This window comes from Nocardioides sp. LML1-1-1.1, from assembly GCF_040676175.1.
Taxonomy (GTDB): Bacteria; Actinomycetota; Actinomycetes; order Propionibacteriales; family Nocardioidaceae; genus Nocardioides.
Genome location: NZ_JBEGHK010000003.1, coordinates 101440 through 113180, shown reverse-complemented (window position 1 = coordinate 113180; position 11741 = coordinate 101440). Strand labels below are relative to the sequence as shown.

10 protein-coding genes are annotated in these 11741 nt (G+C 72.9%); 4 read left to right on the top strand and 6 right to left on the bottom strand.

Annotated elements, in window-relative coordinates; all coding sequences use genetic code 11:
• Nucleotides 1-42 precede the first annotated feature (42 nt).
• Together MRBLML1_RS11600 and MRBLML1_RS11595 are read right to left on the bottom strand one after the other, a co-directional pair.
• Nucleotides 43-2094: an NAD(+) synthase gene (locus tag MRBLML1_RS11600; RefSeq protein ID WP_364515905.1), complete on the bottom strand. Its 2052-nt coding sequence runs from the start codon at nt 2092-2094 to the stop codon at nt 43-45.
• Between the two features lie 25 nt (nt 2095-2119).
• Entirely contained in the window at nt 2120-3292 is a 1173-nt protein-coding gene (locus tag MRBLML1_RS11595) for a hydroxymethylglutaryl-CoA reductase (RefSeq protein WP_364515903.1), read from the bottom strand.
• Nucleotides 3293-3362: 70 nt separating this feature from the next.
• On the opposite strand from MRBLML1_RS11595, the gene MRBLML1_RS11590 reads away from it, so the two are divergent.
• From MRBLML1_RS11590 to MRBLML1_RS11580, 3 genes are all read left to right on the top strand, one after another.
• Entirely contained in the window at nt 3363-3809 is a 447-nt protein-coding gene (locus MRBLML1_RS11590) for a VOC family protein (protein ID WP_364515901.1), read from the top strand.
• 107 nt (nt 3810-3916) lie between these two features.
• The gene (gene panB, locus MRBLML1_RS11585; RefSeq protein ID WP_364515899.1) at nt 3917-4771 is read left to right on the top strand and encodes a 3-methyl-2-oxobutanoate hydroxymethyltransferase; all 855 of its coding nucleotides are present in this window, start codon (nt 3917-3919) and stop codon (nt 4769-4771) included.
• Between the two features lie 16 nt (nt 4772-4787).
• Complete coding sequence (locus MRBLML1_RS11580; protein ID WP_364515897.1) at nt 4788-5948, top strand: PQQ-dependent sugar dehydrogenase; 1161 nt, start codon at nt 4788-4790, stop codon at nt 5946-5948.
• Nucleotides 5949-5961: 13 nt separating this feature from the next.
• Here the strand turns inward: MRBLML1_RS11580 and MRBLML1_RS11575 are convergent, their stop codons facing one another.
• Entirely contained in the window at nt 5962-7989 is a 2028-nt protein-coding gene (locus tag MRBLML1_RS11575) for a M3 family metallopeptidase (protein ID WP_364515894.1), read from the bottom strand.
• On the bottom strand, nt 7986-9200 hold the full coding sequence (locus MRBLML1_RS11570; RefSeq protein ID WP_364515892.1) for a hypothetical protein: 1215 nt from the start codon (nt 9198-9200) through the stop codon (nt 7986-7988). The genes MRBLML1_RS11575 and MRBLML1_RS11570 overlap by 4 nt, the downstream gene beginning before the upstream one ends.
• A 128-nt stretch (nt 9201-9328) precedes the next feature.
• Between MRBLML1_RS11570 and MRBLML1_RS11565 the strand changes: the two genes are divergently transcribed.
• Nucleotides 9329-9997: a thymidine kinase gene (locus MRBLML1_RS11565; protein ID WP_364515890.1), complete on the top strand. Its 669-nt coding sequence runs from the start codon at nt 9329-9331 to the stop codon at nt 9995-9997.
• A 14-nt stretch (nt 9998-10011) separates the two neighbouring features.
• Here the strand turns inward: MRBLML1_RS11565 and MRBLML1_RS11560 are convergent, their stop codons facing one another.
• Together MRBLML1_RS11560 and MRBLML1_RS11555 are read right to left on the bottom strand one after the other, a co-directional pair.
• Nucleotides 10012-11178 carry a hypothetical protein gene (locus MRBLML1_RS11560; protein WP_364515888.1) on the bottom strand — a complete coding sequence of 389 codons (1167 nt, stop codon included), beginning with the start codon at nt 11176-11178 and terminating at the stop codon, nt 10012-10014.
• On the bottom strand, nt 11175-11708 hold the full coding sequence (locus tag MRBLML1_RS11555; protein WP_364515886.1) for a SigE family RNA polymerase sigma factor: 534 nt from the start codon (nt 11706-11708) through the stop codon (nt 11175-11177). Before MRBLML1_RS11555 ends, MRBLML1_RS11560 begins: the two co-directional genes overlap by 4 nt.
• Between the last annotated feature and the right edge of the window lie 33 nt (nt 11709-11741).

The following is an 11741-nucleotide window of genomic DNA, read 5'->3' as shown; positions in this document are numbered from 1 at the left end:
CCGCCGCAGGTGTCACGGAGCGCCGCTCACGCACCACCCGGGCTAGGTCGTCGGGACGTTCTCCAGCTCGGCCAGCCAGGCGGCCGGGCTCGCGTCGGACGGCATCCGCCAGTCGCCGCGCGGCGACATCGTGCCGCCCGGGCTCACCTTCGGGCCGTTCGGCAGCGCGGAGCGCTTGAACTGGCTGCTGAAGAAGCGCCGGACGAAGACCTCCAGCCAGCCGCGGACCACCGCCAGGTCGTACGACGTGCGCCGCTCCTCCGGGAAGCCCGGCGGCCACTCGCCGGCCGCCTGGTCGCGCCAGGCGTGCCAGGCGAGGAAGGCGATCTTGCTGGGCCGGTAGCCGCGCCGGATCACGTGGTAGAGCGTGAAGTCCTGCAGCGCGTACGGACCCACCGAGTCCTCGGTCGCCTGCGGCTTCTCGCCCTCCTCGGTCGGGATCAGCTCGGGGGTGATCTCCTGCTCGAGGATCTCGCGGAGCACCTCGTCGGCCGCGTCGTCGTAGTCGCCGCCGTGGAGCTGGTTGCTGTCGATGACCCAGCGAATGAGGTGCTGGATGAGGGTCTTCGGGACGCCGGCGTTGACGTTGTAGTGGGACATCTGGTCGCCCACGCCGTAGGTGCACCAGCCCAGCGCCAGCTCGGACAGGTCTCCGGTGCCGAGCACGATCCCGCCGCGGTGGTTGGCGAGGCGGAACAGGTAGTCGGTGCGCAACCCGGCCTGCACGTTCTCGAAGGTGATGTCGTAGACCGGCTCGCCGTTCGCGAAGGGGTGCTTGAGCCCCTCCAGCATGGTGCGCGCGGCCGGCTTGATGTCGAGCTCCTCGAAGGTGCAGCCCAGGGCCTGCGAGAGCCGGGTCGCGTACGACTTGGTGGTGTCGCCGGTCGCGAAGCCCGGCATCGTGAACGCGTGGATGTCGCTGCGCGGGCGGCCCAGCCGGTCCATCGCGCGGGCCGCCACGATCAGGGCGTGCGTGGAGTCGAGGCCACCGCTGACCCCGATCACGATCTTCGGCTGGCCGATCGCCTTCAGCCGCTGCTCCAGCCCGGAGACCTGGATGTTGTAGGCCTCGTAGCAGTCCAGCGCCAGTCGCGCCGGGTCGTCGGGCACGAAGGGGTAGCGGTCGACCTTGCGGCGCAGGCCGATGTCGCCGGTCGGCGGGTCGAGGGTGAAGTCGATCCACCGGAAGGCGTCGGCGTCCAGGCCGGTCCCCCGGCGGTTGTCGTCGAAGGTGCCCTGGCGCAGCCGCTCGGTGTGCAACCGGTCGAGGTCGACGTCCACGACGGTACGACGCGGCCCGTCCGGGAACCGCTCGCTCTCCCCCAGCAGGTCGCCCACCTCGTAGACCATCGTCTGGCCGTCCCAGGACAGGTCGGTGGTCGACTCGCCCTGGCCGGCGGCGGCGTAGACGTACGCCGCGCTGCACCGTGCGCTCGCGCTGCGTGCCAGCAGGTGCCGGTCCTCGGCGCGGGCGATGGTGATCGGGCTGCCCGACAGGTTGGCCAGGACGGTCGCCCCCGCGAGCGCGGCCTGGGCGCTCGGCGGCACCGGCACCCACATGTCCTCGCACACCTCGACGTGGAGGTTGAGGTGCGGCACGTCGCTCGCCCGGAAGATCAGGTCGGCGCCGATCGGCACGGTCGCACCGGCGACGGTGATCTCGCCGACGACGTCGTCGCCGGGGGCGAACCAACGGCGCTCGTAGAACTCCCGGTACGTCGGCAGGTACGACTTCGGCGCCACCCCGAGGACCTCGCCCCGGTGCACCACCACCGCGCAGTTGAGCACCCGGGTGCCGTGCACGAGCGGCGCTCCCACCACGATCACCGGCCGCAGGTCGCGGCTCGCCTCGACGATCGCGGCGATGCCGGCGTGCACCGCCTCCAGGAGCGTGTCCTGCAGGAAGAGGTCGTCGACGGCGTACCCGGTCAGGCCGAGCTCGGGGAACACCGCCACCCCCACGCCCTCCTCGTGGCAGGCGCGGGCCTCCTCGATCGTGCGTGCGGCGTTGGTCGCCGGGTCGGCGACGGCGACCGGCAGGGTCACCGCCGCGACCCGGGCGAACCCGTGGGCGTAGGCCGAGTAGAAGTCCACGGGGTGAGTCTAGGGAGCCGACGGCTCAGGGGCGGTTGCGCCCGAGGTCGTCGTGCGCCTGCACCCACTCCTCCGCAACGACGGCCGAGCCGAGGGAGAGCTCGCCGGCCAGGACCGTCGCGGCGATGATCTCGGCGAGCTTGTAGACGTTGCCGGCCCCGTAGCAGCCGAGCAGCTCCAGGCACTCGCGCTGGGTGGCGAGGCCGGTGCCGCCGCCGTAGGTCGCCACGATCAGCGAGGGCAGGGTCACCGAGGCGTAGAAGTCGCCGTTGGGCAGCAGCTCGGAGAAGCCGTAGAGCGCGGAGCTCTCCGCGACGTTGGCGACGTCCTGGCCGGTGGCGATGAACATTGCCGTGATGCCGTTGGCGGAGTGGTTGCCGTTGTTGTTGGTCACCGACATGATCGAGCCGAGCTGGCCGCGCATGCGGGCGGCGTACAGCTTGTCGGTGCTGACGTGCATCTGCTCCTCGACCAGCGCGGCCGGCAGCGTGATCTCGGCGACGACCCGCTTGCCGCGGGTGTGCAGCATGTTGACGATGGAGGTCTTCTTGTCGGTGGCGAACTGGCCCTCCAGCAGAAAGTGCACCTCGCCGGGGTAGTTCTGCTTGATCCACGCGCACGCGGCGAAGGTCGCCTTGCCGGTCATGTTCTGCCCGGCCGCGTCGCCGGTCGTGTAGTTGAAGCGGGTGTAGAGCAGCTTCGAGACCGGGAACTGCTGGATGTCGACGAGCCGGCCGGAGCTGGTCGTCGTGCCGGCCGCCGCGGCGACGTCGTCGAAGTGCTCGCTCAGCCACTCCCCGAAGGCCCGTGCCTGGCGCGCGTCGTCGAAGGAGAACACGGGCGCGCGCTGCATCCGGTCACCGATGACCGTGGTCGTGATGCCGCCGGCGTCGCGGCACAGCTTCATGCCCCGGCTGTACGACGCCACGAGGGTCCCCTCGGTGGTCGCCAACGGCACGAAGAACTCCCCCTGGGCGTGCTCGCCGTTGACCAGCAGCGGGCCGGCGAGCCCGATCGGCACCTGGGCCACGCCGAGGAAGCCCTCGACGTTGCCGGGCAGCGTCCCCGGGTCGAGGGAGTACGACGCGACGTGGTCCAGCGCGCTGCCGGTGTGCTCGCGGGCGAACGCCTGACGGGCCTGGATGATCTCGTCGGCGTAGTCGTCGGCACGGTCGCGGGGGATCTTGCGGTCGGTCACGCTGGGAGTCTCACCCGGCCCTCGGGGCGGTGTCGCGATGAGTCCGCGCCTCGGACGCGGTCTGCCCTGCATGCCCCTGACGAGCAGCCACATCCAGCCGTGCCTGTGGTTCGACGACTCCCTGGCGGACGCGGCCCGGTTCTACACCGCGATCTTCCCGAACTCCTCGATCGGCCACCTGACGTCGATGGCCGGGGAGTTCACGCTCGACGGGATCACGTTCCGGGGCATCAACGGCGGGCCGGCGCTGCCGTTCACCGAGGCGGTGTCGTTCGCAGTGACCTGTCGCGACCAGAGCGAGGTCGACTACTACTGGGACTCGTTGTCCGACGGGGGCGAGGAGTCGGTGTGCGGGTGGCTCAAGGACCGGTTCGGGCTGTCCTGGCAGATCGTCCCGGAGCGGCTCTACGAGCTGGTGACCCATCCCGACCCGGCCCGTGCCGAGGCGGTCACCCGGGCGATGCTCGGGATGCGCCGGATCGTGGTCGCCGAGCTGGAGGAGGCCGCGGCGGGGTGACCGAGCACACAGCGCGGACCGGGGCCGGTCGGGACTAGCCTCGGAGGTGCCCTTTCACGAACGTGGACCCACACCGGTGGGCCGCGAGTCACCAGAGTGGAGCAACGATGAGCACCCCTGAAGAGACCGCGCCGTACGGCGGCGCCCCGGCGGACTCCCCCAAGCCGATCAAGCGGATCCGCACCCACCACCTGCGCGAGCTCAAGGAGCGCGGCGAGCGCTTCTCGATGCTCACCAGCTACGACCAGCTGACAGCGCAGGTCTTCGACGAGGCCGGCATCGAGGTCCTCCTCGTCGGCGACAGCGCCTCCAACAACGTCCTCGGCAACAGCACCTCGATCCCGGTCACCGTGGACGAGCTGCTCCCGCTCACCCGGGCGGTGAGCCGCTCGGTCTCCCGGGCGATGGTGGTCGGCGACCTGCCGTTCGGCAGCTACCAGGCCTCGCCGGAGCAGGGCTACCTCACCGCCGTCCGGTTCATGAAGGAAGGCGGCGCCCACGCGATCAAGCTCGAGGGCGGCGTCGAGATGGCCCCGCAGATCGAGCGGATGACCCAGGGCGGCATCCCGGTGATGGCCCACATCGGCTTCACGCCCCAGTCCGAGCACACGCTCGGCGGCTACCGGGTCCAGGGCCGCGGCGCCGCCGCCGACCGCGTGCTGCGCGACGCGCTGGCCGTCCAGGAGGCCGGTGCCTTCGCCGTCGTCATGGAGATGGTGCCCGGCGACGTGGCCGCCGAGGTCACCGCGAAGCTCGACATCCCGACCATCGGCATCGGCGCCGGCGCCCAGTGCGACGGCCAGGTGCTCGTGTGGCAGGACGCCTTCGGGCTGCGCACCGGCAGGCTTCCGCGCTTCGTCAAGCAGTACGCCGACCTGCGCACCACGCTGCTCGACGCCGCCCGTGCCTACGACGCCGAGGTCAAGGACGGCAGCTTCCCCGCCCCCGAGCACACGTTCTGAGGCGTACCGTCGGACCATGAGGGTCCGACTCCCGGTGCTGCCCGTCCTGACCGTCCTCCTGCTCGTCGGGTCGCTGCTCGGTGCCGCCTGTGCCGGCGGCACCGAGCCGGCGCCGGAGCGGGTCGTGCCGCGGCTCTCCGTCCGGGTGATCGCCTCCGGGCTCGACCACCCGTGGGAGGTGCAGCCGCTGCCGTCCGGGCACCTGCTGGTGACCCAGCGGACGCGTCGTACCCTCACCCTGGTCGGGGCGGGCGGCGCGAAGCGGAACATCGCCTTCCCCAGCGCGAAGGTGTGGGCCAACGGCGAGACCGGCCTGCTGGGGCTCGCGGTCGACCCGTCGTTCCGCAGCAACCGCCGGATCTACACGTGCTCGGGCTGGAAGGTCGGCTCCAGCCACGACGTCCGGGTGATCGCGTGGCGGCTGGACGCCAAGCTCCGCACCGCGACCCTGGTCCGCACCCTCCGCGCCGGCCTGCCCTCCAACAGCACCGGCCGGCACGGTGGTTGCCGCCTGCTGGTCCTCCGCTACGGCGCGCTGGTGGTCGGCACCGGCGACGCCGCCCGCGGCACGAACCCGCAGAGCCTCGCCTCGCTCGGCGGCAAGGTGCTCCGGATGAACCGCTTCACCGGGGCGCCGTGGCCCTCCAACCCGTGGGCCAAGGGCACCGGCAACCGGCGCTGGGTGCTCAGCTACGGCCACCGCAACGTGCAGGGGCTCGCGCAGCGCGCCGACGGCACGCTGTGGGCGGTCGAGCACGGCAGCTATCGCGACGACGAGATCAACCTGATCGGCACCGGGCGCAACTACGGCTGGAACCCGGTGCCCGGCTACGACGAGAGCGTGCCGATGACCGACGGCCGCCTGCCCGGGACGCAGTACGGCGCCCGCTGGCGCTCCGGCAATCCGACCATCGCCCCCTCTGGCGCGGCGTTCGTCAGCGGCTCCGCCTGGGGCGACCTCGCCGGCAGCCTCGCGGTCGCCGTGCTCAAGGACGAGCGGCTGATGTTCGTCCGCTTCGACAGCGCCGGCCGGCTGGTGACGACCCGCTCCCCCGCCGAGCTGCGCACCCGCGGCCGGCTGCGCGACGTCACGGCGCTCAGCAACGGCTCGCTGCTCGTCACCACCGACAACGGCGACGGGCGGGACGTGGTCCTGCAGGTGCGCCCGGTCTCCTGAGGCGCCGAGACGGTCAGCCGAGCCCGCGGCGCTCCAGCAACGGCTCGATCGGCGCGGGCCGGCCCCGCCACTCGACGTACGACGCCAGCGGGTCCCGGGTGCCGCCGATGCCGATGACGTGCTCGCGGTAGGCCTCGCCGTTGGCGCGGGTGAGCCCGCCGTTCGCGCGGAACCAGGCGACGGTGTCGGCGTCGAGGACCTCGCTCCAGATGTAGGAGTAGTAGGCCGCGGCGTAGCCGGAGCTCAGGCTGTGCGCGAAGTACGGGGTGGAGTAGCGCGGCGGGACCGCGGGCAGGTCGAGGCCGACCGCGGCGAGGGCGCGCTGCTCGAAGGCCGCGACGTCGGCGGGGTCGGTCGGCACGTCCTCGGGGGCCAGCTCGTGCCAGGCGAGGTCGACCAGCGCCGCGGCGAGGTACTCGCTCGTCGCGAAACCCTCGTTGAAGGTCTCCGCCGCGCGCAGCCGCTCGACCACGTCGGCGGGGATCGGCTCGCCGGTCTCGTGGTGCACGGCGTAGCTGCTCAGCACCTCCGGCCACAGCACCCACATCTCGTTGACCTGCGAGGGGTACTCCACGAAGTCGCGGTAGACCTCGGTCCCCGCCAGCTTGGGGTACGTCGCCCGGGCCAGCAGCCCGTGCAGGGCGTGCCCGAACTCGTGGAACAGGGTGCGGGTCTCGTCCCAGGTGAGCAGGGTCGCCTCCCCCGCGGCCGGCTTCGGCACGTTGAGGTTGTTGACGACGACCGCGGTCTCCGAGCCGAGCAGCGTGGCCTGGTCGACGAAGCTGCTCATCCAGGCGCCGCCGCGCTTGGTGTCGCGGGTGTAGAGGTCGAGCAGGTAGAGACCGATCGGGGTGCCGTCCCGGCTCACCTCGAAGACCCGTACGTCGGGGTGGTAGCCCTCCAGGTCCGTGCGCTCGGCGAAGGTCAGGCCGTAGAGCCGGCCGGCGGCGAGGAAGACACCGTCGCGCAGCACCCGCTCCGCCTCGAACCACGGGCGCAGCGCGGCCAGGTCGACGTCGTAGGCGGCCGTGCGGACCCGTCCGGCGTAGAACGGCCAGTCCCACGGCTCGATCGCGTGGCCCGCCTGCGCGGCCAGCGCCTCCTGCTCGCGGCGCGCGTTGCGGGCGGCGGGGGCGGCGAGGCGTTCGAGCAGGGTGCGCACCGCGCCCGGCGTACGGGCGGTGTTGTCGGCGGTGACCACCTCGGCGTGGTTGGCGAAGCCGAGCAGCCGGGCCCGCTCCGCGCGCAGGCGGAGCACCTCGAGCGCCGGGGCGCGAGTGTCGTGCTCGCCGCCGCGGCTGCCGCGGGAGCGCTGTGCCTCGGCCAGGCGGCGTCGTACGTCGCGGTCGGTGAGGGCGGCGAGGTGCGGGTGCGCGGTCGGCAGGACGAGGGTGAGCAGGTACTTCCCCGCCAGCCCGCGCGACTGCGCCGCGGCGGCCGCCGCCGAGATCTCCCCCGGGGTGAGCCCGTCGAGCTCGGCGACGTCGTCGACGACCACCGCCAGGTCCTTGCTGTCGGCCTGCAGCGCGAGCTCGAAGGCCGTCTCCCCGCTGGAGATCCGCTCGTTCAGCGTCCGCAGACGGGCCTTGTCCTCGTCCGCGAGCGCCGCGCCGGCGAGACGGAGCTCGGTGACGTACCGCTCGACCAGGTACGCCGACTCAGGGTCCAACGCGCTGGTGTCCGCCGCGACGGCCTCGATCCGCGCCCACAGCGCCGGGTCGAGGGTGATCGCGTCGCTGTGCGCGGCGAGCCGCGGCGCGAACTCCGCCCGCACCGCGTCGACCGTCGGGGTGGCGTCCGCACTGGCCTTGTTGCCGAAGATGCCGAGCACCCGGCGCAGCGCGGTGCCGCTGCGCTCCAGCGGGACCAGGGTGTTGGCGAAGGTGGGTGGCTCCGGGTCGGCGGTGATCGCGGCGACCGCCGCCAGCTGCTCGGCCATCGCGGCCTCGATCGCCGGGCCGTAGTCGTCGTCGGTGATCTCCGCGAAGCGCGGCAGGCCGTGGGGCAGGTCGCTCGTCCCGAGCAGGGCGTCCGTCGTCACTCCTGCACTGTAGTGAGCGGCTGCTCCGTCGCGTCCGGCACGGCCTCTGGCGCGGGCGTCGGGTCGGGGGTGGTCTCGGGGCCGGGCTCGGGCTCCGGGGTCGGCTCCGGCTCCGGGGTCGGCTCCGGCTCCGGGCTCGGCTCCGGCTCCGGGGTCGGCTCGGGCTCCGGGGTCGGCTCGGGCTCCGGCGTCGGCTTCGGCTCTGGCGCCGGGGTCGGCTTCGGCTTGGTCGTCGAGAACGCCGCGGCGGTCGGGGTGCGGGTCGTGCGGACCCCGCTCCCGGAGCGTCCTACGGCCGACTTCACGTGGCGCAGCCGGGTGCTCACCTCGTCGGTGCAGTCGCACAGCCCGACCAGGTCCTCCGGCGGGATGTTCGCCATCGGCACCACCATCGGCACGTCCGTCAGCTCGGTGTCGTAGCGCGCGACCAGCGCGAGCACGGCGGCGGCGAAGCCCTTCGTCGGGTGGTACGACGCCAGCACCTTCCGCAGCACCGCCGGCTTGCCGAGGTCGTGCCCCCCGGCGCACAGCAGCACGCTGGCGGCCAGGCTCGCGTCGTCGAGGTCCTGCGGGTCGCGGACCCCGTCGCCGTCGGCGTCGACCGCGACCGAGGCCCAGGTCGCCGGCAGCAGGCCGAGCGGGCCGACCGCGGCGTCCCAGCGGCGGTTCCGGTCGAGCGCGCCGCCGTCGGTGTCGTCGACCCGGCTCCGTCCGCCGCGCCCGTCCTGCGGTGCGCCGACGAGCGCTGGCCGGACCAGGCCCTGCTCTCCGACCCGGTGGGTGCCGTCGGTCCCCCGGCCGTGGTCGGACTCGATCCGGCCGATCGCGGCGAGCACGAGCCAGTCGAGGTGGCACTCGGCGGCGGAGTCGATGATGGTGGCCGCCCGCTGGTAGGCGATCATCGCGGCCGGCGGGGCCTCCAGGAGCGGGCCGGGATAGGCGCCGACGACCGGCGCGCGTCGTACGGCGGCGGGCTGCACGGTCACCGGCGCCGGTACGGCGGCCGGGACCGGTGCCGCCACCACCGGCGGCGCCGCGGCCGGAGGCACCTCGGTGGGCGCCGCGCCGGCGCTGGTCGGTGCGGGCGACGCCTGGCCGCCCTGGTCCAGGATCCCGGTCGTGGCCAGGACGACGGCGAGGACGGCTCCGAGGACGACGAGGCCGAGCGCTCGCCGTACCCACCGTGCTGCCGGGTTGGTGGTGACCCCCACGCCAGCCCACCTCTTCCCCGTGAGTTTGCGGACGTGTCCAGTGTTCGCCCTCGACCGGCCCGCCCGCAGGCGAATGGGGGATCACCCAGCGGAAACGAGGGTGGCCGGGCGATGAGAGGATGCAGCCCGTGGCCGAGCTGACCTTCCGTACCGGGACCATGGACGCCGGGAAGTCCACCCTCGCCCTGCAGACCAACCACAACCACGCCGCCCGCGGCCGCGCGGGCCGGTTGTTCACCTCCCACGACCGGGCCGGCGTCGCCCAGGTCTCCTCGCGGCTCGGGCTGACCGCGACCGCGCTGGAGGTCGCCCCGGACTTCGACTTCTGGCGCTACACCGTCGACGCCCTCACCCAGGGCGGCCGGATCGACTACCTGATCTGCGACGAGGCCCAGTTCTACACGCCCGCCCAGGTCGACCAGCTCGCCAAGATCGTCGACGAGCTGCAGATCGACGTGTTCTGCTTCGGCATCCTCACCGACTTCCGCACCCGGCTCTTCCCCGGCTCCGCGCGGCTGGTCGAGCTCGCCGACCGCACCGAGGTGCTCCAGGTCGAGGCGCTGTGCTGGTGCGGCAAGCGGGCCACCCACAACGCCCGGACCGAGGACGGCGTCATGGTCACCGAGGGCGAGGTGATCGTGGTCGGCGACGTCGAGGGCGAGCCCGCCGTCGCGACCCCGGCCGACGAGCCGGAGGTCGCCTACGAGGTGCTCTGCCGCCAGCACCACCGCCGCGGGCTGACCGCCGCACGAGCGCGGGCCGTCAGCCTGTCGGCGGAGCCGCTGCCGTTCGACTGACGGGGGTCGGGCACTCAGAAGTCGAAGGACAGACCGGTCGCGAGGTGCAGCGGAGACTTTCCCTCCGCGTACCTCCCGATGGAGGCGACCACGGCGCACTCCCCACTTCGCACCTCGCAGGCCATCAGCTCGACTGGACTGTTGCCCTCGTCCCGGGCCATCACGAGCGCCGTGTCGTCATCGAGCCAGTGGACACCGCGGCCGATGCCGTGGCCCTGGATGTCGAGGCGGACCCGCCGGCCCGTCGCGATCTCGACCGCCACGGGCATGCCCAACACGATCTGGAACCCGTCCTCTCCCAGGTCCTTGCTCGTCGGCGGTGTCGAACCGAGGTACCAGCGACCGTCGGAGGAGAGCCCGGCGCTACCTGTGCTGGTCTTGGCGAGCGGACGGGCCGTGGTGGTCTCGCTGCCCACCGAGATCGAGGTGTCCGAGGTCCTGACGAAGGCGATCTGACCGCCCGCCGCGTCGTCGACGACCTGTTCGTCGTTCCCATCCACCCTGACCACCCGGACGGCGCCGGAGTCCAGTTGTACGGCCACCTCGCCGCGGCTGTCGACGACGAAAGCGGTGCGGCCGTCGACTGCCCGGAACACCGCGATCTCCTCCGGTGTGTCGAGGGAGTCGTCGCCGGACCTCACTGCACGAACGTCGCCGAAGGTCCAGTGCTGGCCGGTGGCCAGGTCGTGCGCCACGAAGCGGTTCCGGCCGCTGCGTCCGACCCAGCCGACGATGCTGGTGCCTTCACCGGTCACCAGCGTCGGCAGCCCGTCCTCCGTCGCCGTCTCACCGATTCGCTCGACCTTGCCCCCGACATAGGAGTAGACGCGGCCCTCGGTGTCGAGGAACGCGTAGCCCGCGGTCGTGCGCACGTAGCCCGCTACCTCGTGCCCGAGCTCGTACGACGCCGTCGGGGTATGCAGCTTCGATCCCCGCACCCAGGTCGGTGCCCCGAGCGGCGCACCGGTCGGGTCCTGCGCGACGTGCTCGCGATCGTCGCCGCGCCCGCTCACCGCGACGGCGGCTCCGGCGGCGAGGACCAGCGCGAGCGCGCCGGCGCCCAGAGCGAGCCGGCGGCGCCGTACCGTCCGATCACCGGCGGCGGTGATCGTGTCCAGGTCGACCGGCGCGAAGTCGATCGCGGCGGTCCGGTCCATCAGGTCCTTCAGCTTCTCGCTCATGCCAGCGCCCCTTCCGAGGTCAGCAGGTCGTCGATGTCGAGCTCGTCCCCCAGCAGCTCGCGGAGACGGCGGAGCCCGGTCGAGGCCTGGCTCTTCACGGTGCCGACCGCGCAGCCGAGGGCCTCGGCGGTCTGGCGCTCGGTCAGGTCGTCGTAGAAGCGCAGCACGATCACGGCCCGTTGCCGCGGCGGCAGCTCCGCCAATGCACCGAGCAGGTGCTGGCGGGTGAGGAGGGCATCGGCGTGCCCGTCGGTGCGGCCCTCGGGCAAGGTGCCGGTGACCCGTTCGGCGTTCCAGCTCTTCTTGCGGAACCAGGTGATCGCCGTGGTGGTGATCGCCTTGCGCGTGTAGGCCTCGGCGGCCTCGGTGTGCCGCAGCCGAGGCCACGCGACGTAGGTCTTGGTCAGCGCCTCCTGGACGAGGTCCTGGGCCAGGCCCACGTCCCCCACCAGCAGGTACGCCGCCCGGTGCAGTGCCCCCGAGCGCGTTGCCGCGAACTCGGCGAACGCCGCGCGGTCGGGTCCTGGCATGGTCCCTCCGATGGTCGGGAGCCCCTCCGGCCC

Bases quoted from the DNA above. Each gene is read 5' to 3' on its own strand.
- MRBLML1_RS11555 (WP_364515886.1), bottom strand. From the start codon at position 11,708: ATGCCAGGACCCGACCGCGCGGCGTTCGCCGAGTTCGCGGCAACGCGC.
- panB (WP_364515899.1), top strand. From the start codon at position 3,917: ATGAGCACCCCTGAAGAGACCGCGCCGTACGGCGGCGCCCCGGCGGAC.
- MRBLML1_RS11580 (WP_364515897.1), top strand. From the start codon at position 4,788: ATGAGGGTCCGACTCCCGGTGCTGCCCGTCCTGACCGTCCTCCTGCTC.
- MRBLML1_RS11560 (WP_364515888.1), bottom strand. From the start codon at position 11,178: ATGAGCGAGAAGCTGAAGGACCTGATGGACCGGACCGCCGCGATCGAC.
- MRBLML1_RS11590 (WP_364515901.1), top strand. From the start codon at position 3,363: ATGCCCCTGACGAGCAGCCACATCCAGCCGTGCCTGTGGTTCGACGAC.